The 24352-nt window shown below is 65.0% G+C and carries 22 protein-coding genes and 2 pseudogenes; 11 read left to right on the top strand and 13 right to left on the bottom strand.

Translation table 11 applies throughout. The features are described from left to right. The first annotated feature begins 49 nt into the window (after positions 1–49). On the top strand, positions 50–1195 hold the full coding sequence (locus AC1DZQ_RS19370) for a flavin-containing monooxygenase (protein ID WP_476965025.1): 1146 nt from the start codon (positions 50–52) through the stop codon (positions 1193–1195). A 90-nt stretch (positions 1196–1285) separates the two neighbouring features. Here AC1DZQ_RS19370 and AC1DZQ_RS19365 read toward each other — a convergent pair. Further along, positions 1286–1423: pseudogene (locus tag AC1DZQ_RS19365) on the bottom strand (helix-turn-helix domain-containing protein); the annotation flags it as partial. A gap of 133 nt (positions 1424–1556) precedes the next feature. Between AC1DZQ_RS19365 and AC1DZQ_RS19360 the strand changes: the two are divergent. Continuing rightward, positions 1557–2639 (top strand): glycerophosphodiester phosphodiesterase family protein, encoded by a 1083-nt coding sequence (locus AC1DZQ_RS19360; RefSeq protein WP_476965024.1) that lies wholly within the window; start codon positions 1557–1559, stop codon positions 2637–2639. A 142-nt stretch (positions 2640–2781) separates the two neighbouring features. Here the strand turns inward: AC1DZQ_RS19360 and AC1DZQ_RS19355 are convergent, their stop codons facing one another. Beyond that, complete coding sequence (locus AC1DZQ_RS19355) at positions 2782–3162, bottom strand: VOC family protein (RefSeq protein WP_476965023.1); 381 nt, start codon at positions 3160–3162, stop codon at positions 2782–2784. Positions 3163–3536: 374 nt separating this feature from the next. Here AC1DZQ_RS19355 and AC1DZQ_RS19350 point away from each other — a divergent pair, with 374 nt between their 5' ends. After that, on the top strand, positions 3537–4034 hold the full coding sequence (locus AC1DZQ_RS19350) for an SRPBCC family protein (RefSeq protein WP_476965022.1): 498 nt from the start codon (positions 3537–3539) through the stop codon (positions 4032–4034). Positions 4035–4172: 138 nt separating this feature from the next. On the opposite strand, the gene AC1DZQ_RS19345 is transcribed toward AC1DZQ_RS19350, so the two are convergent. Beyond that, complete coding sequence (locus AC1DZQ_RS19345) at positions 4173–4592, bottom strand: ester cyclase (RefSeq protein ID WP_476965021.1); 420 nt, start codon at positions 4590–4592, stop codon at positions 4173–4175. A 300-nt stretch (positions 4593–4892) separates the two neighbouring features. Further along, on the bottom strand, positions 4893–5306 hold the full coding sequence (locus AC1DZQ_RS19340; RefSeq protein ID WP_476965020.1) for an ester cyclase: 414 nt from the start codon (positions 5304–5306) through the stop codon (positions 4893–4895). Positions 5307–5604: 298 nt separating this feature from the next. Between AC1DZQ_RS19340 and AC1DZQ_RS19335 the strand changes: the two genes are divergently transcribed. Beyond that, positions 5605–6801 (top strand): sigma-70 family RNA polymerase sigma factor, encoded by a 1197-nt coding sequence (locus AC1DZQ_RS19335; RefSeq protein WP_476965019.1) that lies wholly within the window; start codon positions 5605–5607, stop codon positions 6799–6801. On the opposite strand, the gene AC1DZQ_RS19330 is transcribed toward AC1DZQ_RS19335, so the two are convergent. Then, positions 6704–8065, bottom strand: a complete 1362-nt coding sequence (locus AC1DZQ_RS19330; RefSeq protein WP_476965018.1) for an MFS transporter — start codon at positions 8063–8065, stop codon at positions 6704–6706. The two genes, AC1DZQ_RS19335 and AC1DZQ_RS19330, sit on opposite strands and share 98 nt — an antisense overlap. Before the next feature lie 491 nt (positions 8066–8556). Between AC1DZQ_RS19330 and AC1DZQ_RS19325 the strand changes: the two genes are divergently transcribed. The 4 genes from AC1DZQ_RS19325 to AC1DZQ_RS19310 all read left to right on the top strand — a co-directional run bounded on the left by AC1DZQ_RS19325 (position 8557) and on the right by AC1DZQ_RS19310 (position 13610). Beyond that, the gene (locus AC1DZQ_RS19325; RefSeq protein ID WP_476965017.1) at positions 8557–9585 is read left to right on the top strand and encodes a UDP-glucuronic acid decarboxylase family protein; all 1029 of its coding nucleotides are present in this window, start codon (positions 8557–8559) and stop codon (positions 9583–9585) included. A gap of 66 nt (positions 9586–9651) precedes the next feature. Beyond that, on the top strand, positions 9652–10971 hold the full coding sequence (locus AC1DZQ_RS19320) for a UDP-glucose dehydrogenase family protein (RefSeq protein WP_476965016.1): 1320 nt from the start codon (positions 9652–9654) through the stop codon (positions 10969–10971). A 54-nt stretch (positions 10972–11025) separates the two neighbouring features. Next, the gene (locus tag AC1DZQ_RS19315; protein ID WP_476965015.1) at positions 11026–12141 is read left to right on the top strand and encodes an NAD-dependent epimerase/dehydratase family protein; all 1116 of its coding nucleotides are present in this window, start codon (positions 11026–11028) and stop codon (positions 12139–12141) included. Further along, complete coding sequence (locus AC1DZQ_RS19310) at positions 12141–13610, top strand: glycosyltransferase family 2 protein (RefSeq protein ID WP_476965014.1); 1470 nt, start codon at positions 12141–12143, stop codon at positions 13608–13610. The genes AC1DZQ_RS19315 and AC1DZQ_RS19310 overlap by 1 nt, the downstream gene beginning before the upstream one ends. Here AC1DZQ_RS19310 and AC1DZQ_RS19305 read toward each other — a convergent pair. The 4 genes from AC1DZQ_RS19305 to AC1DZQ_RS19290 all read right to left on the bottom strand — a co-directional run bounded on the left by AC1DZQ_RS19305 (position 13532) and on the right by AC1DZQ_RS19290 (position 17244). Beyond that, on the bottom strand, positions 13532–14911 hold the full coding sequence (locus AC1DZQ_RS19305; protein ID WP_476965013.1) for a right-handed parallel beta-helix repeat-containing protein: 1380 nt from the start codon (positions 14909–14911) through the stop codon (positions 13532–13534). The genes AC1DZQ_RS19310 and AC1DZQ_RS19305 overlap by 79 nt on opposite strands. Before the next feature lie 50 nt (positions 14912–14961). Further along, positions 14962–16320 carry a diacylglycerol/lipid kinase family protein gene (locus AC1DZQ_RS19300; protein ID WP_476965012.1) on the bottom strand — a complete coding sequence of 453 codons (1359 nt, stop codon included), beginning with the start codon at positions 16318–16320 and terminating at the stop codon, positions 14962–14964. 173 nt (positions 16321–16493) lie between these two features. Then, positions 16494–16829, bottom strand: coding sequence for a cupin domain-containing protein (locus AC1DZQ_RS19295; protein WP_377988253.1), 336 nt, complete (start codon positions 16827–16829; stop codon positions 16494–16496). A gap of 97 nt (positions 16830–16926) precedes the next feature. Then, a complete protein-coding gene (locus AC1DZQ_RS19290) occupies positions 16927–17244 on the bottom strand; it encodes an acylphosphatase (RefSeq protein WP_476965011.1) in 318 nt (105 codons plus the stop codon). A 229-nt stretch (positions 17245–17473) separates the two neighbouring features. Here AC1DZQ_RS19290 and AC1DZQ_RS19285 point away from each other — a divergent pair, with 229 nt between their 5' ends. Further along, positions 17474–17743, top strand: a complete 270-nt coding sequence (locus AC1DZQ_RS19285; RefSeq protein ID WP_476965010.1) for a YegP family protein — start codon at positions 17474–17476, stop codon at positions 17741–17743. Between the two features lie 5 nt (positions 17744–17748). On the opposite strand, the gene AC1DZQ_RS19280 is transcribed toward AC1DZQ_RS19285, so the two are convergent. Then, on the bottom strand, positions 17749–18639 hold the full coding sequence (locus AC1DZQ_RS19280) for a hypothetical protein (RefSeq protein ID WP_476965009.1): 891 nt from the start codon (positions 18637–18639) through the stop codon (positions 17749–17751). Between the two features lie 37 nt (positions 18640–18676). Then, on the bottom strand, positions 18677–19432 hold the full coding sequence (locus AC1DZQ_RS19275; RefSeq protein ID WP_476965008.1) for a hypothetical protein: 756 nt from the start codon (positions 19430–19432) through the stop codon (positions 18677–18679). Positions 19433–19653: 221 nt separating this feature from the next. Here AC1DZQ_RS19275 and AC1DZQ_RS19270 point away from each other — a divergent pair, with 221 nt between their 5' ends. Then, positions 19654–20925, top strand: coding sequence for a mechanosensitive ion channel family protein (locus AC1DZQ_RS19270; RefSeq protein WP_476965007.1), 1272 nt, complete (start codon positions 19654–19656; stop codon positions 20923–20925). Between the two features lie 150 nt (positions 20926–21075). Then, positions 21076–22875 carry a glycoside hydrolase family 13 protein gene (locus tag AC1DZQ_RS19265; RefSeq protein ID WP_476965006.1) on the top strand — a complete coding sequence of 600 codons (1800 nt, stop codon included), beginning with the start codon at positions 21076–21078 and terminating at the stop codon, positions 22873–22875. 294 nt (positions 22876–23169) lie between these two features. On the opposite strand, the gene AC1DZQ_RS19260 is transcribed toward AC1DZQ_RS19265, so the two are convergent. Both AC1DZQ_RS19260 and AC1DZQ_RS19255 read right to left on the bottom strand, forming a co-directional pair. Next, positions 23170–23976, bottom strand: a complete 807-nt coding sequence (locus AC1DZQ_RS19260) for an alpha/beta fold hydrolase (RefSeq protein WP_476965005.1) — start codon at positions 23974–23976, stop codon at positions 23170–23172. Positions 23977–24107: 131 nt separating this feature from the next. Next, a pseudogene (locus AC1DZQ_RS19255) lies at positions 24108–24352 on the bottom strand (hypothetical protein); the annotation flags it as partial.

Here is a 24352-nt window from a genome sequence, read left to right as displayed (position 1 = left end):
GAGTGTTCATAACACCCAACTGCACATGCATCAGCCAGGAGGCGCCACCATGAACACCACCCCAGCAACTGACACCCGCGGCGTCGTCGGCACTGCCGCCGTCGACACCGTCATCATCGGCGCCGGACAGTCCGGCCTGGCGCTGGGCTACTACCTGGCGCAGCAGCATCGGAACTTTGTCATTCTCGACGCCGGCACACGGGTTGGCGACGCGTGGCGGAGCCGCTGGGACTCGCTGCGTCTGTTCACCCCCGCCAAGTACGACGCCCTGCCCGGCCGGCCCTTCCCCGGCGACCGCCTCGCCTTCCCCACCAAGGACGAGCAGGCGGACTATCTGGAGGACTACGCCTCCCGGTTCCACCTGCCGGTCCGGCCCAACACGGCCGTCACCCGGCTGAGCCACGACGGGCAGCGGTTCCATGTCACGGCCGGGGCGCAGCGCTGGACGGCGGCAAACGTCGTCCTCGCCACCGGTGCCTGCCAGCTGTCCAAGACGCCGGGCTTTGCGGCGGAACTGCCGTCCGACGTCGTGCAGCTCCACTCCCACGGCTACAAGAACCCGGCCCAGCTCAAGCCCGGTCACGTCCTGGTGGTGGGGGTGGGCAACTCCGGAGCGGAGATCGCCCTGGAGACCAGCCGCACGCATGAAACCTGGCTGGCCGGCAAGCCGAGTGCCGAGATCCCGTTCCGGCACGGCCGGACCGCGGCCCGCTTCTTCCTCCCCGTGGTCCGCTTCGCCGGGCTGCACGTGCTGAACACCAACACGCCGGTCGGGCGCAAAGCGCTGCCCAAGATGGCAGCCATGGCTACGCCGTTGATCCGCACCAAGCTCGCGGACCTCGGCGCAGCCGGAGTCCACCTGGTACCGCGGGTCGCCGGAGTCCAGGACGGCGAAGTAATTCTCGACGACGGTCAGGGCCTTCCGGTGGCAAACGTCATCTGGTGCACCGGCTTCACCGAGGCCTACCCGTGGCTGGACATCCCGGCGCTGCCCGCGGACTGGCGGGAGCAGCAGCACCGCGGGATAGTGGATGCCCTGCCGGGCCTGTACCTGCTGGGGAAAGATTTCATCTTCGCAGCAGCATCGGAAACCCTCCCCGGCGTCTGCCGGGACGCGAGGTACGTGGCGAAGCGGCTCGCCGCCACCCGGGCTCCGCAGCACGCAGTGAAGGTCCCGAGCGGGTTGGCGGCATAACGCACGTGGACACGTCCTTGGCCGGGCCAGGCCGAAGTCGGTTTCAATAACCCCCTGCAAGGACGCCCGCCGTGGCAGATAACCTGTCCTTTCCTCGACGAATTCCAGCATTTCACCCGGCTGGCACTTGAGGACCCGGCACACTGCCTCCAGGGTGCTGAAGCGGACGGCCTTTGCCCGGCCGTTTTTTGCGGCAGTTTCTGCACGGCCCATCGGCGTCTCCAACATCCTCGCTGGGTCCCGTCTCTTTGTGTTCACCCAAGGTCCAGTTCCCCGCACACAACAGTCCATCTCACCTCCCTACGGTGGTCGGGTCGCCGGCACGACGCCGGTAACCGTCACCCAGGAGGAAACCATCACCATGCGCACACCCCTGATTGCCGCGGCCGCCGCCGCGCTCATCGCCTCGCTGGCGAGTCCCGCCGTCGCCGCTTCCAACCCCGAAGCCGGCTCCGCGCCGTCGTCGAACGCTGCCGGAACGGCTGCCGCAAACGCAACAGCCGGCGTCAAGACCAACGAGAGCAACGGCTCTTTTGACCTGCAGGCGCACCGCGGAGGCCGCGGCGAGTGGACCGAGGAATCCCTGGCCGCCTTCGCCAACTCGCTGAAGCTCGGGGTGACCACGCTGGAACTGGACACCCACCTGACCTCGGACGGCAAGGTGATCGTCTGGCATGACGACACCATCCAGGCGGACAAGTGCCGCGACACTGCGCCGGTGACCCCGGGCGACGCCGCCTTCCCTTACGTCGGTGACCGGGTGGCCGAGCTGTCGCTCGCGCAGATCAAGACGCTGGACTGCGGGTTCACCCAGCTAAAGGGGTACCCGGAGCAGGACGTCATCGAGGGCAACCGGATCGCCGAGCTCAAAGACGTGTTCGGGCTTGTGCGCGACGCCGACGCCAAGAAGGTCCGCTTCAACATCGAGACCAAGGTGGAGGACGGGAAGTCCGGCGGTGAGGGCATGGTGGCCCTGACCAAGGCCGTGGTCACCGAGATCTACACCGCCGGCATGGCCGGGCGCAGCACCGTGCAGTCATTCGACTGGTCCTCGCTGAACCTGACCAAGAAGATCGCCCCGCAGCTGCCCCTCGTCGCCCTGTCCAGCGGCGACGCCTGGCTCGAGGTCGGCAAGCCCGGCGCCAGCCCCAACCTCGGCGGCATCGACATCGACACCTATGGCGGATCCCTCGCCAAGGCGGCGGCCGCCCAGGGCTACGACGTCATCTCCCCCGCTTTCAGTTCCGTCACCCCCGAGATGATCGCCGACGCCCACGAGTTGGGCCTGCCGGTCATCCCGTGGACCGTCAACACCACGGCGGACATGACACGGCTGATGGACCTCGGTGTGGACGGCATCATCAGCGACTACCCCACCCGCCTGCGCACGGTTATGGAAGAACGCGGCTTGAAGCTCCCCCAGGCGTACGAGCCCAAGGCCTGATGCACTGATTTCCAGGGGCCCGCGTTCTGGACTCTGGTAGCCACCCTGAAACCGGCCCCCGCCTTGACGGCGGGAGCCGGTTCCGTCCGGCGTCGTTGCCCCCAGCGATGCCATGAGTCGTAGATCGGTGCCAGACTCCGGCCTACGCGCGCTGCGAGATGTTGAAGATGTTCCCCTCGCTGTCCAGGAACCAGGCTGCCTTCCCCCAGGATGCGGTGGCAATGCCGTTCTCCGTCTTCAGACCGGGAAAATCGTAGTCTTCAAAAACGACGCCGCGGCCACGCAGTTCTTCCATCTCACGTTCGAGGTCGTCCGTTTCCCAGCCAATCTGGGTGTTCTTCGCGGTCCCGGCATTGTCTGTCTGATAGACAAGGAAGCGGGTTCCTTGTCCGCAGCTGTACATGACGCTGCCCTCCTCCATGGATTCAGAGGGTTCGATTCCCAGCTTGTCCCGGTAGTACTCCTGCGCCCTGTTGATGTCCTTCGCGGGGAGGACAGCGATGATGTTTGAATCCTTGAGCATGATGATTCCCTTCAGTGCGTTGATGACCGCAGCGATGGCGATGCTCCCCCCGGTTTCGGTCCCCGGAATACCTGTCCGGAGGCCGTGACCGCCCCTGCGCCGAGCGGGGGCAGCCACCTGGGACTCTTCGACGCCGCGCCGCCCACCGGTGTGAGGGGTCCCCGAAGCTTATGGGGCCATTATGGACCGATTTTGGCCTGCGGAAACAGGGCTGCATGGCATCGGGCTGAAGGGTCACTGTTCGAGCAGGAGGGCTACAAAACGCTGCCCTGCCAGGCCGTGACGGAAGGCAGGCCGCGGATGCTCCCGACGTGGCAGGTGCCTGCCAGCCCGACCCGCTTCCGTCACCGTCCGCAGGATGCCAGAGTTGAACAATGAATGAGGAAACCCGGAATGAGGAAACAGGGAGTAAGCCAACTGGGAACGAGGAGACGGGCGGGCTGGTCCTGAACTTGGAGTGCACGCTCGGTGCTCCCCCCGAAGAAGTCTTCAGGATGCTGACGGACTCGACCGAACTGGTGAAGTGGTGGGGTCCACACGGCTTCACCATCCCCGAGGCGGAAGTCAACCTCGTGGCGGGCGGCCACTACCGCTTCGCCATGACGCCACCGGACGGCGAACCATTCCACCTCTCAGGCGAGTTCCTTGAGATCGATCCACCGTGGCGCCTGGTGTACACATTCCGCTGGGAGGAACCGACGCCGGACGACCGGGAGACGGTCGTCGACCTCTCACTCGGGAGTACCGGCGAAGGCACGCGCCTGGTGCTCTCGCAGGGACCGTTCCTGACGGACGAACGCATTGACCTGCACCGCAACGGCTGGACTGAGTCGTTCGAGAAATTGCAGGCGGCATTAGATAGTCGCACCTGAGGAACGACGCCGACGTCGGTGTCTAACGCCGCCGACGTCGAACGGCTGTCCGCGTTTCCCTGTGGGGAACGAGGACAGCCATTTTTGCTGCGCGCGTCGGCCCTTGCGTGCGTAGGCCCTGTTGTTGGTCGCCTCAGTTCAGGCAACCGCTACGGCGCCAATCTGCTGCATGAGGCTCAGGTTGTCCGTGGTGCCCCAGTGCTCTGCCACTTTGCCGTCCTCGACACGGATGATGTCAGTGCAATCGAACTCGACGCTCTTGCCCGTTGCCGGGATGCCGGCCAGTTCCCCGCGATGCGTACCCGTGAGAATCACATGGCACGCCTCCAGGTTTCCGGCCACCACCTTGGGCTCGATCTCCTTGACCTTGATGTCCGGGAAAGCCGTCCGCATCGTGTTCACGAAGAACTTAACGCCGTCCTTGCCGGGCGGTTGCCCGGGGAGGGCCTCCTCGTGATCCACATAGCTGTCCGCGGCCAACTCATCAATGAGGGCGAGGTTTCCGCTCTCAATGACGTCCTTGTAAAACCGCTCAATCAATCCAACACCTTCAGACATTTCCGACTCCTTGTAGGCGAGAGACCGAAATTTACATCCCCCAGACCATTCCCCAAGAGGCTCTCTTTCTGGCGCCGTCGCCAGGCGGCAAGCCCGCGCGGGGCACCGAGAATTACTGTGGAGATGCCAGTGGGAATCGGGCAAAAAGCCTCGTTAAGGCAGAAGATATTCCGGGTCTTCGAGGGTGTCAAGATGCCCTGACTGCCGCCGATCCCGCCCCCGCGGCGACACACCAAACACCATGACGGCAAGAGGCCTCCGCGTGGCAGGCCCCTTGCCGCCGCTTCGTTAGGTGCGGCTTTACTCCGGTACGGCGCCGATCTGCTGCATGAGGGTCATGGTGTCGGTGGCTCCCCAGTGCTCGACGACTTTGCCGCCGTCGACGCGGATGATGTCGACGCCGCTGAATTCGACGCTCCGCCCGGTGGGCGCGACGCCCATCAGCTCTCCCTGATGCGTTCCGGTCAGGACCACGTATTGCGCCTCCAGGTTTCCGTCGACCAACGCCGGTTCGGTGGTCTTGGCCTTGAGATCCGGGAAGGCCGCCCGCATCGTGTTGACGAAGTACGCGACCCCGTCCTTGGCCGGCGATTGTCCGGGCAGGGGGTCGTGATCAACGAAGTCGTCACTGACCAGTTCATCGATGAGGGAGAGGTTTCCGTCCCCAATCACCTCTGTGTAAAACCGCTTGATCATTCCAGTCCCGTCAGCCATTTCCGACTCCTTGCAGGCGCGAGACCGAGATGGATCCCCCAGCGCGTTGTTCGACGGGCCGCAAAACCACGCCGCCAGCCATTCCGGGCAGGGGCCGCGCGGGGTGCCGAGAAGACTGTGACAAATAGGATGGAACGGGCGAACTGGCCCGTTAAGGCCGAAGATATTCCCGGCGTTTGAGAGTGTCAAGATGCCTCGTCTATCGCCCTTTGCAAGGTCCGCCCCTGCCTCCGAACTTTTTGTCACACCGGCCGCGTAGTCTGCCTTCACAAGCTTGAACCGTCCGACAGGGGATGACATGGCTGAGCGGATCCACGAGGCAATCGGCAGGACACCTTTCCCGCCTGCAGCAGTTCCGTCAGTCCCTGAATCATTCGAGCCGTATGACCCTGGGTGGCCGGAACTACTACTGTCAGCCAGCTGCGGATTCACCGACGACGTCGTCGCGGACTACCTGCGCCGACTGGGCCAATACGACTTGCTCACCGCCGAGCAGGAAATTGAACTGGCGCAAGAAATCGAGGCAGGGCTTCTCGCGGAACACCTCTTGGCGGATGGCACATCGCCACCCCGCCAGGACACAACGGAGCTTCGAACCATAGTCCTTCTGGGCAAGCGTGCCGTCGACTCGCTGCTCCACGCCAACCTCCGGTTAGTAGTGTCCATCGCCAAGCACTACACCCACCGGGGCCTCGACCTTCTCGACCTGATCCAGGAGGGGAACCTGGGACTCCACAGGGCCATCTGCAGGTTCGACTTCACCAAGGGATTCAGATTCTCCACCTACGCCTCTTGGTGCATCCGGCACGCCATCATCCGGGCACTGGCTGATCAGGCACGCCTTATCCGGCTCCCGGTTGACGTCGTCGAGCGGGTGCAGAAAGTCCGGTCAGCACAACGGACGGCCGCAATGACAGGGACCCTTTGCAGTCATGAAGATCTTGGCCAGCTGACGAACAATTCGGTCAAGAACGTCGAATATCTGCTGGCCTTGGACAAGCCGATCTATTCGCTGGACTGGCAAGTGCCCGACGGCAGCGGCGGGACCGAAGCGCTGGCCGAACAACTCTTGGATCCCTCTGATCCCGACGCGGCTGATCTACTCTTCCACCAACAGATGAAGGCGCAGGTACATGCCGTACTCGGCACACTCGAGGCCCGGGAAGCTCGGGTTATAGCGATGCGCTTCGGCGTGACGGGCGGCGCAGGGAAATCCTTGGACGCCGTCGCGAAAGCGTTCGGCATGACCCGCGACCGCGTACGCCAGATCGAGGTCACAGCGATGGAGAAGCTCAAACACCCGTCCCGGTCCAACGCCCTGCGGCAGTATCAGTTTGACTGCGAGATCCCATCCGGCAGGGAGACGGAGTCGGAGTTCGCGCCGCCGGCACCCGACGTCAGGCCCGCCGCTCCCGCCACGCCAGCGACACCATCAACACCACCGCGCCCAGGCCCAGCATCACGAATACCATCAGCCCCCAGTTCGCCTGGGTGACCCCGCTGCCGTAGAAAATGCCGATCAGCACGGTGGCCGTGATCGCGCCCAGGTAGCGGCAGGTCTGGAAGATCCCGGCGGCCACCCCGCGCTCCTCCGGCCGGGTGGACACGTACATGCCCTGGCTCGAGGAAATGGCGACCACGCAATACGGCACACCCAGCAGGGCAGTCAGCGCGACCACCACCGGGACGGCCAGGGACACCGACAGCAGCCACATCGCCGCCGACGCCAAAAGGAGCAGCACGACGCCGGCGATCAGCACCCGCCGCACGCCGAACCTGTCGATCGCGCGGACCGCGAACGGCGTCCCGACCACCGAGATCGCGGCCAGCGGCAGCATGAGGACGCCCACGACGCCGGGACTGTATCCGCCGGCGGTCTGCAGCAGCTGCGGCAGACCGAAGAACGCGAAGTAGTAGACGCCGTTGAACAATGCGAAGCCCAGGTACACCAGCAGGAGCGGGCGGTTGCGGCCCAGCAGCCGCAGGTCCAGGAACGGCGGGCTGAACCGGAGCTCCCGCCATGCGAACAGCGCCGCGAGGACCAGCCCGCCGCCAAGCAGCCACCACCGGTAGGCGGGCAGCACATTCAGCAACGCCATCATCACCAGCACCAGGGCACCGATGAAGGCCCCGATGCCGGGTAGGTCCGAGTCCCGCACCAGCTCCGACACCCGGCCGCGCTCCCGGAAACCGTCCGCCGGGGCAAAGCGCCGGACCACAAGGATCGCCACCAGCGAGAGCGGGACGTTGATCAGGAACAGCGCCTGCCACCCCACCAGGCTCACCAGCAGACCGCCCACCACGGGCCCGACTGCGGCCGCCGAGGTATTCGCCATCTGGATCCTGCCCAGCGGTCGCGTGGACTTCACGTTCGCCTCCCGCGCCAGCGCCGCGACCATGACGACGGCGCTCGGGTACGCCGTCGCGGTGCCGAGGGCCATGAAAGCCCGCGCCACGCACAGCAGCGCGAAGTTCGGCGCAAACGGAGCGAGCACACAGGTCACGGCCACGAGTCCCATGCCCAGCAGGAACAGCCGCCGCGGGCCGAAGCGGTCCGCGAGCCTGCCCATCAGCGGCTGGCCGGCCGCGGAGGTGAGGTAGAACGCGGTGATCACCCAGGTGACCGTGGCGACGTCGAGCCCGAAGTCCTCGCGCAGCACCACGAGGGCGACGGCGATCATCGAGGAATTCAACGGGTTCAGCGACGTGCCGAGACTGAGTCCGGCGACGGCCAGGCCCGTCCGAGGAGAGTTGCTCACGGCAACAGTCTGTCCTACGGCGGACTACGGCCGCCAACTGCGGGACGCTGGGCGCCGTGAAGTCCCTCTAAATACGTCAGGCCGTCAGTTGCGGGCCATCGAAATACGCGAAATAGAGAACCCAACTACCCGCTCCAAGTGCTGCATCCGCGCCCATGTGAGTACTCGGTACAGGTGTCACCACGTAGTTGCTCGGATTGCCATACCTAAATTTGGGTACTGCCTACTCGTGTTGGGGAGTAATCCCGTTCATAGGCTCTCACTTGTCAGATTATTTGGGGATATCGCGGGAAATAACGGGTCTCGCGATGCATTGGGGATGACCGGTCTCATTTCTCGATGACGTCCAGCTTCGATGTCATGTGCCAGCAGCATTGCGCAAGGGTTTCACTTCATGCGGCAAAAGAAATAGTTCAGCCGCGTCCAGAGAAACTCTGACCGACATCGAGTCAAACTCACCAATTTGAACCGTTTTGCGGTTAGGAACTACCATGCGAGTCATCGTCACTGGGGGTGCCGGTTTTCTGGGTTCCCATTTGTGTGAAGCACTGCTGAAATCCGGAAATACGGTTGTTTGCGTCGATGATCTTTCGACCGGAAGACTCAGTAACGTCGACCAGTTCCAGGACAATCCCCTCTTCACGTTTATCAATGCCGACGTAAGCACGGGAATAGAGATTGACGGTCCCGTGGACGCAATCGCCCACCTGGCCAGCCCGGCTTCACCGCCCGACTACCACCGGCTACCGCTGGAGACACTCGCAGTGGGAAGCCGTGGGACGGAAAATTCCTTGCGGTTGGCCCTGAAAAAAGACGCGCGCTTTGTGCTGGCGTCCACCAGCGAAGTGTACGGCGATCCGGCCGTGCACCCGCAAACGGAAGATTACTGGGGGAACGTCAACTCCATCGGCCCGCGCAGCGTATACGACGAAGCAAAACGCTTCGCCGAGGCCATCTCCATGGCATATGCGCGCAGCTGCGGTGTAAACGTTGGCATCGTTCGGATCTTCAACACCTTCGGGCCGCGCATGCGGCCAGGCGACGGCCGGGTGGTGTCCAGCTTCATCACGCAGGCGCTCAACGGTGCACCGTTGACTATTTACGGAGACGGCAGCCAAACGCGCAGTTTCTGCTATGTGGATGACCTGGTCCGCGGAATCATGGCCATGCTCCAGAGCGACGAACCCGGACCCATTAATCTTGGAAATCCTGCGGAGCACACCGTTCTGGAACTGGCCGAAATGATCCTGGAGATCACCGGATCCAAGTCCTTCATCGAATTCCATCGGTTGCCCGTTGACGATCCCACGCGCCGCCAGCCAGACATCAGCCGCGCAGGCAGCCGCCTCGGCTGGAAGCCGCAGATCCCCACAAGGGTCGGCTTGCGCCGCACGGTCTCTTTCTTCGAATCGAAGCCCCTTGAGGTGCGTGCCGCCGCCGAGACGGTGGCCGGCGCCCAGTTTGAAGGCGCCCGGCCCGCATCGATCGTCCGTTCCGAAGCGCTGGCCAAAACAGCCTGAGCTGCCGTTCGCGGACCTTTCATTTCTATTCAGTAGCTGAATACCCCTGCCTGAAGGAGCTTCACTATGCGCATTACCGTCATTGGAACGGGTTACCTGGGTGCAGTACACGCCGCCGGAATGGCTTCGTTCGGTCACGATGTGCTGGGCGTGGACGTTGACCCCGTCAAGATCGACCAGCTCTCCCGCGGCGTCACGCCCTTCTACGAACCGGGCCTGCAGGACTTGCTGCGGGAGAACATCGCCGCGGGAAGACTGAAGTTTTCGACGTCTCTGGAGGAGGCCGCCGGTTTTGGCGACGTTCACTTCATTTGCGTCGGAACCCCGCAGTCCCCCAACTCCACAGCCGCAGACATGAAGTTCGTCGACGCCGTCGTGGCAGGGCTTGCTCCCCATCTGAAACGGCCGTGCCTGCTCGTCGGAAAGTCCACGGTGCCGGTGGGAACGGCTGCCAGGTTGTCCGACATGGTCACTCGGTTGGCGCCCTCGGGGACTCAGGTAAAGGTTGCCTGGAACCCAGAGTTCCTTCGGGAGGGGTTCGCGGTCGACGACACCTTGCATCCGGATCGGCTGGTTATCGGCGTGACCTCCGCCGACGACGAAACAATCCTTCGTGAAGTGTACGCACCGGTGCTGGCGGCAGGGACACCCTTCATCTGCACGGATCTCGCCACCGCTGAACTGGTCAAGGTCTCTGCCAACGCCTTCCTCGCAACCAAAATCTCCTTCATCAACGCCATTGCCGACATCTGTGAGGCCGCCGGCGCTGACATCATGCCTCTGGCGGCGGCTTTGGGTCACGATTCCCGGATCGGCAGCCGGTTCCTCGCCCCTGGGGTGGGCTTTGGCGGCGGTTGCCTGCCCAAGGACATCCGTGCCTTCATGGCCCGCGCAGAGGAATTGGGGGTGGGCGAAAGCCTCGATTTCCTCAAGAGCATAGATCGGATCAACGTCAGCCGTCCGGCGAGCGCCGTAGACCTGGCCCGGGACATGCTCGGCGGAACGCTCATGAACAAGCGCGTCGCGGTACTGGGTGCCGCCTTCAAACCCAACAGCGACGACGTCCGTGATTCCCAGGCATTGAAGGTCGCCAAAGCCCTGCAAGCCCAAGGCGCCCACGTCCGGGTTCACGACCCGGAAGCGGTCGACAACGCCCGTGCCGTCTTTCCGATGCTGAACTACACCCATGAAGCTGACAAAGCCTTCGAGGGTGCGGAACTCACTGTCCACCTCACCGAGTGGTCGCAGTACCGGCAGTTGGACCCCGCCCGCCTCTTGGGCCTGGTCACCTCACCCCGCATCCTTGACGCCAGAAACACCCTGGACATTGACCATTGGCGTTCGGCCGGATGGACAGTCCGGGCCATGGGCCGGCCGTCCCGCTGACGCGCACCGAACGCCCCCAAGACAATCACCACTCACCGAACAAGGAGAATCATCATGCGCATACTCGTTACTGGCGGAGCCGGTTTCATCGGCTCCCACGTTGTGGAACTGCTCGTCTCGCAGGGACACGAGGTGGTCGTGTTCGACAAACTCGTCAAGCAAGTGCACGGAGACAAGGGACCCCAGTTCGTTCCGGCGAACGTCCGGTTCATTCAGGCCGATATGTCTGACCGTCCACGGCTCATCGACGCACTTCAAGGCGTGGATCAGATCGTGCACCTGGCGGCGGAAGTCGGCGTCGGGCAGTCCATGTACGAAATTTCACGCTACGTGCAGGCAAATACCGGCGGTACGGCTGTCCTGCTGGACATCCTGGCCAACGAACCCCATCAGGTTTCGAAAATTGTTGTTGCTTCCTCGATGTCCATCTATGGCGAGGGATCGTACATGTGCAGCGAGCATGGTCTGCAGGCCCCGCGGTTGCGGACCGAAGAGCAGTTGCGCGCCCACGACTGGGAGCTCAGGTGCCCCGGCTGCAACCGCCAACTGACGCCCGTCCCCACCGCCGAAACCAAGCCGCTGTTTCCCACATCGGTCTACGCAATTTCCAAAATGGACCAGGAGCTGCTGTGCCTGGCGGTCGGCCCGGCCTACGGCATCGATGTCACGGCCGTCCGGTATTTCAACGCCTACGGCCCCAGGCAGGCACTCTCGAACCCCTACACCGGGGTGGCTGCCATCTTCAGCGGCCGCCTCCTCAACGGGCAGCGGCCGTTGGTAAATGAAGACGGCCTGCAGATGAGGGATTTCATCCACGTCGCCGACGTCGCCCGGGCAACCGTCGCGGCGTTGACCGCCCCACGTGCCAGCGGCAAGGCCATCAATATCGGCATTGGTGATCCGATCAGCATCCTGGAAGTGGCCGAGCTGCTCGCCGAGGCCCTGGGAGTCGACATCAAGCCCGAGTTGACCGGACAGTTCCGTTCCGGCGACATCCGGCACTGCTGGGCCGATCCGTCCGAGGCCAGGGAACTGCTTGATTTTGAACCCCTGTACCGTTTCCGGACCCAGGGCGTGAAGGAGCTCGTCGACTGGGTGCGGGACCAGACTGCGGTCGACAAGCAGGATGAAGCGGTCGCAGAGCTGCGACGTCGTGGATTGAGCGTCTGATGCACGGGGCAATGCTCACGGTTTTCACCGTCGTGCAGGTGCTCTTCCTGTTCAGCCTGCTGGTCACGCTCTGGTTTCTTGCCCAGAAGGTCAACCTGATTCCGCCACACCGCAAGGACGGCGGGACAGGGTCAAAACCGCCCATCATCATGTTCTACCCAGTGCTGAACGAGCTCGAAGAGACGATGCGGACTACCTTCACAGGAATGTCCCGCGCGCCGTATCCGCGGAAACTGTTGAGAGTGGTTGCCATTCCCAATCACGACGACGCCGGCACGATTGCATCGCTGCAGCGGCTTCAAAAGGAATTCCCTTTTCTGGAGATCCAAGCCGTCCCGCCGACCAGCGATCACAGTTGGCGGGCTGTCTTCTCCTCTTGGGACAACAACCCCAAGGCCTACTGGTGGCATGCCGGCAAGCGGACCGGAGACACCGCCCTGCCGCCCAAGAAAACCAGACAGCTGATTTGGGCCATGTACAACGTTGCCGGGAACCATCCGGAAGCACTGCTGTCCTACATCGACGCTGACAGCATCGTTCCCGTCGACTACTTCGAGACCGCGGCGCAGGGAATCAAAGACTACGACGTCATCCAGTTCACGAACATCACCGGCAACCTGACGAGTTCCTGGGCTTCAGCATTCTTCGCCATGGACCACATCGCCTGGGATTCAACGATGTACAAGCACATGACAGCCGATGGACAGCATCCCTACTACGTGCTGGGCAAGGGGCTGTTCTTCCGGGTTGCAGATCTGCTGGAGGTGGGCGGCTTCCATCCGTGGCTCACCATCGAGGATCCCGAGATTGGGATGCGGATGTGGACGAACGGCTACCGCCTGGGCGTTGTCGAATCCCCGCTGGTCGAGGAAGTGCCAGCCACTTTCCTGCAAGGCATCACCCAGAGGAAACGGTGGATGGCCGGGTTCTTCCAGTCTCTCGGGGGACCACTGGTCCAGATGGGGATGCCCTTCAGCAAGCGGGTCCGGGCCCGGCTGAACTTCGTCCCCTGCCTATCGCTATCACTGAACCCCGTTGGCCTGGTGATCGGCGTATGGGCAATCGTCGGCGCGTTCACGTCGGCAAGTCCCTTCATCGACGGGCCCCTGATTGTCCTGTCCCTGACAAACATTGTTTTGGCGGTCCTGGTCATCAGCTACGGACAATTCCGCGCCTGGAAGATGACCCAGCCCGTCCTGCCGGAGAAGCGGGACCGCCTGCGGTACCTGCTGCGGGTGAATCCCTTGTTCCTGATGGTGTTCTGGCTGTGGTGGTCCATTCCCCTCGCAATCGGGTTCACCATGTTCCTTCGAGACACCGGCTTGGTTTGGGAGCGCACGGAGAAGATTGACGCCAACCACGGACTACTGCGAGTCGGCGACAGCAGCCCTCAGGCATCCGCGGCCCTGAAGGCTGTCGGGTCGGTGCCGTCGATGAGCTCGGCCGGGGTGAGGGGGCCGGCGAAGTAGCTCAGCCCCCAGTCCCGCAAATCGGTATTTCCGGGCGGCACCGATTCGGTGCCGCCCAGGACCACATTGTCCTCATATCTGGACACCGCATCAGTGCTGGACGGGGTGTTCAACGGGCAGATAACGTTCCGCACAAACCGGACGGAATCGTCCACCGTTCCATTCATCTCAGCACCTCCTGAAATGGCAGGGCTCCTGGTGCGCATGTTTCCGATGGCCGTGTTCCTCACAACTTCCGTGTTGACGGTTCCGAAAGCGTGCACAGCCCTCCCGCCACAGCCAGTGATGATGTTGTTTTCGACGAGAATCGGCTTTCGGTATCCGTACGTTTTTTCGATCAAGTCCAGGGAAATACCGTTGCCGTCGGTGACATAGTCAAAGCCACCACGCCGGAATTCGACCAGACACTCAACGTCAAATATGTAGTTCCCCACCACGCGATAGCCGTACCCGCCAGGCAGCAGCTCCCCTTGGGTGAGGTCCTGAGAGGCGTAGATGCTGATGCCGGATGTGTTCTCCGGACTGTGCCGTGACGTTCCGTGAATCTTGTTGTAGCTGATATCGATCAGATCGTGGGAGCCGCCAGCGTCGAAGCAGTTGATTCCGCCCCCGGGAAAGTCGTGAACGTGGTTATTCCACAGGACAACGTGGTGGCTTCCTCCGTGAACGGAAATCCCAGAGCAGTTGGTATTCGAATTGTTCTGGTCACCAGCGACCTCGAAGCCATAAAGCCCAATGTAGGAAGAGTTGGTGATGTTGAGGAAGTTGTCCGTAGGCGGAGGGACGGAGATGACAGCGCGGGCCTGATCATCGCGGGCCATGATCCCGAGCCATGCCTCTGGCGAGCCATGGAACCCCGACACTTCCGTATAGCCATAGACGCCGGACCCCACCAGGATCAGGTCACCAGGGATGGCATGATGCACGGCGGTGTTGATCTGCCGGAACGGGGCCCGCTCCGTTCCGGGGTTACTGTCAGATCCCTGCCCCGACACATGGAGAACACGGCTGCCGCAGCGGACCAGCTCGAGGAATTTCTCCTCGGTGGCCATCCCAGGTCCGTGCGCGGCGCCGACTGTTCCGGCCAACGAGTGCAGAAGCGATTGCCGCGACAGCCCATCCATCTGGTTCTTCACCACGATCCCTCCGACGGTAGCCGCGATGGCCCCGCCTGCTACGGAAAAGAACGTCCGTCGCGTCACCATGCAGCCGGCAGGGCGGATGGGATGGAGCCCTTGCGTGCTGGGTCGCTCGTCATGCTCGCCCCACTTCCAGGAATTCACCGGCAACGACAGCGCCAACTTCGGATTCTTCGAAGTATAGCTCTCGGCTCACGTCAGACGCGGGGCTGTTACTCCCCGGCGGACGCCGGCGCAGAAGGCGCAGTCGGGTGCCGCCCCCATGCCAACTCACGGAGCCGGACCAGGTCCAGGGAGGGCTGGGCCGGCGGAACGCCTGGACGGTTCTTTGGAACCAGTACCCGCAGTGCCCGGGGTTGGATAGTGCACCGCACCGGTGTGCTCATCAGCAGGGCCTCGCCGTCCACACCGACGGGGATCTCGGGCACGTCGGCGTCGACCACCACCTCCGCGGCCGCGCGTTGGATCAGGCCGTGCTTCGTGGCACGCCGCAGCAGTCCAACCGCTTCACGGGTACTGGCGGCCGAGATCGCCACTGCGCCGAGAACGCCGCGGTCCAGCCGGGTCCGGCGGCCCAAGCCTGCGAGGTCGTTGCTGCCGTACGGACCATTACTCACCAGCACCGCCTGCGGGCCGTCCACCGTCACGTCGCCCGCCTGGGCTCGAAGCCGTGCACCCTTATCTCCCCTGATCAGGTCCGGGAGCATCTCCAGCACGGTACCGGCCTTGTCGTCCCGGTACGCCGGGCTCTGCACCACCTCGGCGTACACCCCGAAGGATGCGTTGTTGACGAAGGTGCGGCCGTTGATTTTGCCGAGGTCGACGTGAAGCTCCACCCCGTCCCGGAGGGCGTCCAGGCAGCCCGTCGGGTCCTCCCGGTCCAATCCGAGATCCAGGGCGAAATGGTTGCGGGTGCCGGCGCTGATCACTAGGAAAGGAAGGTTGTGCTCGGCCGCAATGCCGGCCACCAGCGCCTGCGTTCCATCACCGCCGGCGACGCCGAGCAGATCGGCCCCGCGCTCCACCGCCTGCCGGGCCAACGCGTCAACGTCCACCGGTCCCGGACCCTCAAGAAGTGCCACCTCGGCGCCGAGTTCCTCCGCCTTCCGCTGGAGATCGAACTTCACCACCTTGCCCCCGCCGGAGCGCGGATTCATCACCAGGAAGGCATGCCGCCAGGTGGGGGCCGGGTACTCGGCCATGGCCTTGCCCTCCCCCCTTTCCCGGAGGGCGGCGCGGGCACAGACCACCGCAACTAACAGCAGTCCAAGCGAGAGCACCATCTCCCCCAGCAGGCCCGCCTGGATGTGTAGGACCAGTAGCACCAGCGGGGCCAGCACCGCGAGCGCCAGCGCACACCAGCGCAGGAAACCGCGGCTGATGAGGAACCAATAGATCGCAGCCACAGTCACTAACACGGCGCCGACATCGATCATGACCAGCGCAATGGTGCCTGCCAAACCCGCAGACACCAAAGGGACAGCCGCCGCCAAGACGACCGCGACGTAAGCCGCCCTCGCCCACCACCGCCGGGTTGCCGGGACCTCCTCGATGGACGACATGACAGTCATGTCGTGCCACCGATCTGCGCTATCCCGACGGTGGCCATCATCCCGGCCCCCGCCCGCCGCTCCCCTGCACGCAAGAAGCGCGGGGGCCTGGGCTCTCTGCCATCACTGGAATTCACTTTCGGCCTCTCCTTCGCCTCGAATGGCTGTGGCCAACACAGAGTCGGGCCGGCGGTTCAGGTCCTGATCTTGGCCACCGTCATCAGGATCGCCGAGTCTTCCTCGGCCTCCAGACTGTGCAGCCCCGCGGGCACGATCAGCAGATCGCCGGTCTTGCCCTGCCAGGATTCGTTGCCGGCCCGCAGGCGCACACAGCCGCGGAGCACAAATACGGTGGCCTCGCCGGGGTTCTGGTGCTCGCTCAGCTGCGTCCCTGCCCTGAACGCCATGACGGTCTGGCGCAGGACTTTCTCGTGCCCGCCGAACACCGTGTCAGCGGCCCGTCCGCTCCCTGCCGCGAGGGCAGCCGCGATCTGCTGCCTGGCCAGGGCATCGATCGATATTTTCTGCATGGCCACACCGTACTCGCCTCAGGCCGCGCTGCCGAGGGTCCTTCGCCCCGGACCGCCACACGACGGGCCACGGAATGGCCACACGACGGCTGGATCCCTAGTACGCCACGTCGAATCCGCGGAACTCCCCCGTCGCGGCCGAGACGGATTCTTCGACGTCCTCCACCCGGCCGGGCGCCTCCGGCGAACGCAGCCAGCGACGCAGCTCCAGCACCACGAACTGCGGCCCCTCGGCCACAATGCCCACGGACCCGTCAGTGTTGTTCCGGACCGTGCCGCTGAGCCCGAGCTCCTCGGCCTTCCGGACCGTCCAGTACCTGAAGCCGACGGCCTGGACCACACCGGACACCCGCGCGTTCAACCGCACGGGCTCGCCGGAATCCGCCGGAAATCGCCCAGGGTGTTTGTCCGTCATGCTCCCAATGTAGCGCCCACCAGCGCCCCGGGTTTGGTCATGCAGGGTTTGGTCTTCCCGGCCTAGTCTCACCGCCCAGACACCAAGGGACCTTTGCCTCTTTCGAGCGGCCAACGTCCGCGAAAGGCTGGTCTGCGGCACTGGATCAGCTTGTCGAAACCCGGCAACAGCACACCGACGTGCTCTTACCCTCCACCGGCGGTCACCACTGCCAGACAAGGACAAGACAATGGCTGGACAATTCGAAATCTTCACCGACGCGGAATCCAACGTCCGGTTCCGGCTGCTCGACGCGGACGGGACCGTGCTGGCAATTTCCAAAGCCTTCGACAACACGCGCCAGGCGGCGAACGGCATCATGGCCGTCCGCGAGTGCGCCGGCACCGGGCTGATCCGGGAGGTCCGCAGCAACCCGTGGACCGGGCAGCGCGGCAGCAGGAACGCCTCGCCGACGCCGGCAAACCACCGCCACCGCCACCGGCACCTGCCCGCTGTCTGACGCGGCTACTTCGCAGGTTCCGACACCGCGCCCGTGCCCCCGCCCGTTCCTGCCGGACGAAGCGACGTGATCATCTTCCGAACGTCCTGGTACTCCGCCGTGGTGGCATAGAGCTTCGCCTTCTCCAGATACGGCAGCCCCGGCTCCCCCGGCGTCGTGTTTTTCGCCGGGTCATATGCTTGGCCGAACAGCGCGCCACTGGGCGGCCAGAGGAAGAGCTGGAACATCGGACACGACGTGGTCCCGGTCTCCTCCGGCATCATGGTGATGCCATACGACGCGTACGTGGGCGGCGAAGCCTCCGCCGCAGTCACGTCCCCGCGGCCCTCGAAGACGTAGCGCGGCCCGGCCTGGTCCGCCGCCCCGGGTTCCACGAGGGCCTGCATCGGCTCCGAATCGATGAGCATATAGGGCTGCTGATCGCCGCATTCGGCACCCGTGACTATGTTGGTGCGCAGCGCGGCCATCTGCTTCCCGGCGGCGTTCACCACGTCAACGAACTCACCGCCCAGCGGCGCCTCCCCCGCCGGGTCACTGATGCTCCAGTCCGAGGGGTAGTCGAAACTCAGCGTCCCGTCCGACGTCGTGAACGTCTTCCAGCCGGACGACGACGGCGGGGCCGCCGACGTCGGTGACGTTGCCGCCGCGGTGGTCCCCGGAGCCGATCCCGGTGCCGATTCCGTCGCTGACCCCGACGGCGCTGTTCCCTGCGTTCCCTGCGACGAGTCTCCCGACTGGGTGTTTCCCGGCTGGGCGTCTCCCGCGGACGGGCCTCCGGACGTTGCATCCGGCGCAGTGCCGGATGTCGCAGGGGGCGCCGCCGGGGACCCGCAACCGGCCAGCAGCAGGGCTGCGAGCACCAGCGCCGAAACAAACGGAGCCGGAAACGTACCCACTGTGAGCCGCCGTCGTCTCGCCATGAGCCCGGGCGCCCTACTGCCCCGCCGGACGCAGCGAGGTGATCATCTTCTTGATGTCCTGGTACTCGGAGGTCTGCAGGTAGGCCTCCGGGGTATCGACATTTGGCTCATTGCCCGGGGTTGTGTCGAAGGGGTTGTAGACGCCCCCGAACGACGCTCCGCTGGGCGGCCAGGTGAAGAACTGGAAGATCGGGCAGGCATCGGGCCCGGACGGCTTGGGTGCCGAACTGATGCCGTATGCCATGACGTTGGCCTTCGTGGGGTCCTTCTCTGCCGGGTACAGCCGCAGCTCAAAGATGAAGTGCGGCGTGACGCCCTGCTGGACCAAAGCCGGAACGGGCACCAGATCGAGCACCTGGTAGGGGATCCGTTGCGTGCATTCCGCCCCGGTGGCCACGTTGGTCTTCAACGTGGCCAGCGACTTGCCGCCCGCGTTGAGGACCTCGAGGAACACACCGCCGGGCGCGGCCTCGGCGCCCCGGTCCTTGACGGTCCACTCGGCAGGATGATCGAACTCCAACTGTCCGTCCGGCGTCTTGAGGGTCTGCCAGTCCGCTGCCGTCGGCGGAGGCGTGCCCGGCAGCGATGGCGCCTCGGTCGGCGGAACACCGCCGGCGCCGCTGCTGGCGGGCGCGGACGTCAGCGGGGGCACGGAGGGCATCGTCGGCGACGACGGTCCCGGGCCCGCGGGCGCGCCGCAGGCGCCGAGCAGTGCAGCAACCAAGAAACCGGCTGCTGCTGCCGTGCCGAACGCCGAGAGTCGACGCATGTCACCCTCCCCCTGGGATTCAAGTGGTTCGACCATTCTCGAACGTCCGGCCGCAAAAGCAAGAGGCAAAAGTCCCGAAGTGGCTGCCGGCCCGGCGCCGGCCGGCGCCGGAATCCTGCCGGAACCTTCCGTGCCCGCCGCCTCCTGCTGCGGCGTGAGGAGACCCACGTTGACATCCCGACGATTTCAATTGCCCGTGGAAGCTTGCTAGAGCTTAACTAATGCAAGAGTTCCTGACCCAAGCAATGCCGTTCCTGGCCATGGCCCTCGCCGTGGTTGCCGGACTCGTCCTGTCCTGGCTGGTGCGCAAGATTGTGCTCCGGCTCAACCGCAGCAAGCCCGAACTGCGCGAGACGTCCCGCGTGGCCCGGCTGCCGTTGCGCCTGTCGCTGTGCCTGGTCGCCGTCCGGGTCGCGCTGGCCACGAGCGGCGGGGATCTCGAATGGCGCCACGGCCTGGACCATTTGCTGCTGATTGCGCTCATCGGCTCCCTGGCCTGGCTGGCCATCGCCATGCTGCTCATCATCGAGGCGATGGTGCTGACCCGGTACCGGGTGGATGTCGCGGACAACCGGCGCGCCCGGCGGCTGCGCACCCAGGTGATCCTGGCCCGGCGGATCGGCGTCGCACTGATCGTGGTGGTGGCCCTGGGCAGCATGATGCTGACGTTCCCCGCGATCCAGGCGCTCGGCGCAGGGCTTCTTGCTTCCGCGGGCGTGATCTCGATTGTCGCCGGCCTCGCCGCGCAGACCTCGCTGGTCAATGTCTTCGCCGGCATCCAGCTCGCCTTCACGGACGCGATCCGGGTGGACGACGTGGTGGTGGTCCAGAAGGAATGGGGCCGGATCGAGGAGATCACCCTGACCTACGTGGTGGTCCACATCTGGGACGACCGCCGGCTGATCCTGCCCTCCACCTACTTCACCACCACCCCGTTCGAGAACTGGACCCGGCGGCAGTCCGAGGTCATGGGAACCGTGGAGTTCGACCTCGACTGGCGCGCGCCTGTCGAGGAGATGCGCGGCGAACTGAAGAAGGTCCTGGCCGAGACCCCGCTGTGGGACAAGCGCGTGGGGATCCTGCAGATCACGGACGCCACCGCCGGCTTTGTCCGGGTGCGCATCCTGGTCAGCGCCGCGGACAGCGCCTCACTGTTCGACCTCCGTTGCCTGATCCGCGAGGAACTGGTGCTGTTCTTGCAGCAGTTCCACCCGACGGCGCTCCCCCACGTGCGCCTGGAATCGCTGCCGTCCGCGCTGGCGGCGTCCACTTCCGGCACCGCTTCCTCTTCCAACACCGCGTCCGACGCCGGCACGGGCTCGCGGCGTCCGGGCAAGGCTGCGGCCACGGCCGAGCACCACCGGCACGCGGATCCCCACGACTCCCAGCTGTTCACCGGGTCCATCGAGGCGATCCAGCGCTCCAAGGCCTTCTCCGGTCCCGGCGAGGACGTCTTCGAGGACCGCGACAACGCCATCGCCTCGCAAAACTAGCCAAGGCCGAGCGGCTTCGCCTGAACAGCTCGACAGCACAGCAGGACCGGGCAGGTCTTCCCAGCCCTGCCCAACTGTTCAATAATCAGACGTTGGCGGGACAGCAGCCGCGCTGCCCCATTGTCTGCAGGACCAGCTGAGGAGTCCCCCATGACGGTCGAAGAAGCCCCCGCGGAAACACCTACGGCGACTGCCGGCGACTGGTTCCAGCGCGCCGTCGTCTATCAGATCTATCCGCGCAGCTTTGCCGACTCCAACGGCGATGGCATCGGCGACCTCGGCGGCATCATCAGCAGGCTGGACTACCTCCAGCGGCTGGGGGTCGACGTCGTCTGGCTCTCCCCGATCTACACCTCGCCGCAGGACGACAATGGCTATGACATCAGCGACTACCGGAACGTGGATCCGCTTTTCGGCACCCTCGAGGAGCTCCGGGAACTGACCGACGGGCTGCACGCCCGCGGCATGAAGCTGGTGATGGACCTGGTGGTCAACCACACCTCGGACGAGCACCCCTGGTTCGTGGAGTCCCGGTCCTCGAAGGACAACCCGAAGCGCGACTGGTACTGGTGGCGGCAGCCGCGGGACGTCGACGCCGGGGCCCCCCCGCGGCGCACGGCCGCGGAGCCGAACAACTGGGGCTCGGCGTTCTCCGGGCCCGCGTGGGAGTTCGATCAGGCCACCGGGGAGTACTACCTCCACATCTTTTCGAAGAAGCAGCCGGACCTGAACTGGGAGAACCCCGAGGTCCGTGCGGCGGTCTACGAGATGATGAACTGGTGGCTGGACCGGGGCGTGGACGGCTTCCGGATGGATGTCATCAATTTCATCTCCAAGGACACCTCGCTCCCGGACGGGCCCGTTGCGGACGGCAAGCTCTTTGGCGACGGCTCCCCGTTCTACATCGACGGCCCCCGCATGCACGAGTTCCTGCAGGAGATGCACCGGGAAGTCTTCGCGAACCGCACCGGCGAACTGCTCACCGTCGGCGAGATGCCCGGCGTCACGGTGGAGGACGCCATCCTGTACACCGACCCCGCGCGGGCCGAGGTGGACATGGTGTTCCAGTTCGAACACGTCGCCCTGGACCAGGAGGACGGCAACAAATGGCGGCCCAAGAAACTCCTGCTCACCGAGCTGAAGCAGACCCTGGGCCGCTGGCAGGACGGTTTGGCCGAGACCGGCTGGAACAGCCTGTACTGGGGCAACCACGACCAGGCCCGCGCCGTGTCCCGCTTCGGCGATGACAGCCCCCGATACCGCGAGCTGTCGGCCAAAATGCTCGCCGGCATCCTGCACCTGCACCGCGGCACGCCCTACGTCTACCAGGGTGAAGAGCTCGGCATGACCAACATGACGTTCGGCGCGATCAGCGATTACCGCGACATCGAAGTCCTCAACCACCACCGCGAGGCCACCACGCACCTCGGCCACACGGACGCCGAGGTCCTGGCCGCCCTCGCGCCGCTGAACCGGGACAACGCCCGGACCCCAGTCCAGTGGGACGCCTCCCGGCACGCCGGTTTCACCACCGGGGCACCCTGGATCGCGGTGAACCCGAACGCCAATCACATCAACGCCGCCTCCCAGATCGATGACCCGGACTCGGTCTACAGCTTCTACCGCAAGGTGATAGCGCTGCGGCACGCGGAGCCGGTGGTCTCACACGGGAACTTCACCATGCTGCTGCCCGATGACCCGCACGTCTACGCCTTCACCCGGGCGGTTCCGCGCTCAGCCCTGCTGGTGCTCGGCAACTTCTCCGGCGAGGAGCGCGACGCGGAGCTCGGGGATGAGACCTGGGGCGACACGGAGCTGGTCTTGGGCAACTACCCGTCCGACGGCGGCGCTGTCGCGGGCGCCGGTGCGACGCCGGCCGGCCTTGCCGCGGGCGCCATACGCCTGCGGCCCTGGGAACTGCGGGTCTTGCGCCGGCGCAGCGGCGCCTGATTGCCGTATCCGGAACGCCAGCTGAGAAAGGAAGCCAGGCATGACTATTCCGCCGACCCCCGAACCCGATCCGTTTCCGCCGGATCCGGGCCCCACTACGCCGCCGCCCGAGCCCGGGGACCCGTTCCCGCCGGAGCCCGGTCCGGTCACGCCACCGCCGGTTCCCGGACCTGAGCCGGTACCCGGCCCCGCGCCCACGCCGTCACCGGAACCGGGGCCGTTCCCGACGCCGCCCAATCCCCTCCCGATACCGGATCCTGGCCCGGTGCCGCCGCGGCCGGACCCGACCCGATTCTAGCGGGCGTCACCCCGCGGCAGGCCGTGCAGGAACCGGCGTACCTCGGCGTTGAAGGCAGCAGGCGCTTCGACGGCCGCCATGTGCCCGACGTCGGGAATCATCACCAGCGTCGAGCTCGGGATCCGCAGGTTCATCTCGTGGGCCACGCTCCGCGGCGCGCGGACGTCCTCCGTGCCGTACAGCAGCAGGGTGGGCACCACGATGGTGGGCAGGACGTCGCGATAGTCGGCATGGGCGTTGGCGTTCAGGAGTGCCCGCATGCCGCCCGGATGGAAGTCGGCCATGATGTCGCTGGTTTCTTGCACAGCCGCTGGATCAGCGTGTTCCGTGAACAGGGTGGGCATCCACACGGGGATGAATTGCTCCGCCGGCTGCTCGAGTTCGGCGAGTACCTGGGCGTAGCGGCGCTCCACTTCCTCAGGCGGCAGGGATCCCGCCCAGCCGGCATACGCCGAAACCAGCAGCAGCGACGCGGGAACTGACGGGTGCGCCCGGTAGAACTCAAGCGCAATGCCGGAGCCCATGGACATCCCGAGGATGTGCGGTGCACCTGGCACCGCATTCCGCAGGAATCCTGCCAGGGCGTCGCCCAAGTCCTTTCCGGTGAAGTCCAGTGGCGGATCGTCCGAGCCGCCGCACCCCGGTGCATCCCAGGCGAAAACGGTGAATTCATCCGACAGGTCCTCGAACTGTCGCCGCCAGATGCGGCTGTCTTCGTAGGCGCCGTGGAGCAGGACCAGCGGCGGACCCTGGCCCGCACGCTGGTACCGGATTCGCAGGCCCGCAACCTCGACGGTCTCCATGAGGCAATGCTAGGTCGGTCCGGGGTCCCCGGGCAGGCTCATGATTGGCAGTCTCAGGATTGGCAGGCTCAGGATGCGCAGAGCCGCCCGCGACGCGCAAATGACCCTGCGACACCCGTATTCGGAACCTGTCAACCTCTTTGAGACGGATTCGCTAGTTCGCGGGTTCGTTTCCTGGGGTCGTTGATCCAGCTTTCGGTGTGGACGGTGGGTGCCCGGGGGCGCTGGTGGTGCCTGTGGGGGTTCGCTGCCCATGCGGTGTCCAGGGCCCTCTGGCGTCGTTCCCGGCACTCGGGCCAGGTGCCCTCGTGAACGGATTCCGGGGTGTAGTAACCGATCCCGGAATGGCGGTGCTCGGTGTTGTAGGGTGTTGTAG

This window comes from Arthrobacter sp. P1_C12_2 (genome assembly GCF_056406415.1).
This window is presented reverse-complemented; position numbering and strand designations above follow the sequence as displayed.

Excerpts from the sequence above, each read along its gene's own strand:
- AC1DZQ_RS19360 (WP_476965024.1), top strand. The coding sequence starts at position 1,557 with ATGCGCACACCCCTGATTGCCGCGGCCGCCGCCGCGCTCATCGCCTCG.
- AC1DZQ_RS19295 (WP_377988253.1), bottom strand. The coding sequence starts at position 16,829 with ATGCAGAAAATATCGATCGATGCCCTGGCCAGGCAGCAGATCGCGGCT.
- AC1DZQ_RS19290 (WP_476965011.1), bottom strand. The coding sequence starts at position 17,244 with ATGACGGACAAACACCCTGGGCGATTTCCGGCGGATTCCGGCGAGCCC.
- AC1DZQ_RS19315 (WP_476965015.1), top strand. The coding sequence starts at position 11,026 with ATGCGCATACTCGTTACTGGCGGAGCCGGTTTCATCGGCTCCCACGTT.
- AC1DZQ_RS19260 (WP_476965005.1), bottom strand. The coding sequence starts at position 23,976 with ATGGAGACCGTCGAGGTTGCGGGCCTGCGAATCCGGTACCAGCGTGCG.
- AC1DZQ_RS19275 (WP_476965008.1), bottom strand. The coding sequence starts at position 19,432 with ATGCGTCGACTCTCGGCGTTCGGCACGGCAGCAGCAGCCGGTTTCTTG.
- AC1DZQ_RS19335 (WP_476965019.1), top strand. The coding sequence starts at position 5,605 with ATGGCTGAGCGGATCCACGAGGCAATCGGCAGGACACCTTTCCCGCCT.
- AC1DZQ_RS19325 (WP_476965017.1), top strand. The coding sequence starts at position 8,557 with ATGCGAGTCATCGTCACTGGGGGTGCCGGTTTTCTGGGTTCCCATTTG.
- AC1DZQ_RS19310 (WP_476965014.1), top strand. The coding sequence starts at position 12,141 with ATGCACGGGGCAATGCTCACGGTTTTCACCGTCGTGCAGGTGCTCTTC.
- AC1DZQ_RS19350 (WP_476965022.1), top strand. The coding sequence starts at position 3,537 with ATGAATGAGGAAACCCGGAATGAGGAAACAGGGAGTAAGCCAACTGGG.
- AC1DZQ_RS19370 (WP_476965025.1), top strand. The coding sequence starts at position 50 with ATGAACACCACCCCAGCAACTGACACCCGCGGCGTCGTCGGCACTGCC.
- AC1DZQ_RS19265 (WP_476965006.1), top strand. The coding sequence starts at position 21,076 with ATGACGGTCGAAGAAGCCCCCGCGGAAACACCTACGGCGACTGCCGGC.
- AC1DZQ_RS19340 (WP_476965020.1), bottom strand. The coding sequence starts at position 5,306 with ATGGCTGACGGGACTGGAATGATCAAGCGGTTTTACACAGAGGTGATT.
- AC1DZQ_RS19320 (WP_476965016.1), top strand. The coding sequence starts at position 9,652 with ATGCGCATTACCGTCATTGGAACGGGTTACCTGGGTGCAGTACACGCC.
- AC1DZQ_RS19270 (WP_476965007.1), top strand. The coding sequence starts at position 19,654 with ATGCAAGAGTTCCTGACCCAAGCAATGCCGTTCCTGGCCATGGCCCTC.
- AC1DZQ_RS19300 (WP_476965012.1), bottom strand. The coding sequence starts at position 16,320 with ATGACTGTCATGTCGTCCATCGAGGAGGTCCCGGCAACCCGGCGGTGG.
- AC1DZQ_RS19355 (WP_476965023.1), bottom strand. The coding sequence starts at position 3,162 with ATGCTCAAGGATTCAAACATCATCGCTGTCCTCCCCGCGAAGGACATC.
- AC1DZQ_RS19345 (WP_476965021.1), bottom strand. The coding sequence starts at position 4,592 with ATGTCTGAAGGTGTTGGATTGATTGAGCGGTTTTACAAGGACGTCATT.
- AC1DZQ_RS19285 (WP_476965010.1), top strand. The coding sequence starts at position 17,474 with ATGGCTGGACAATTCGAAATCTTCACCGACGCGGAATCCAACGTCCGG.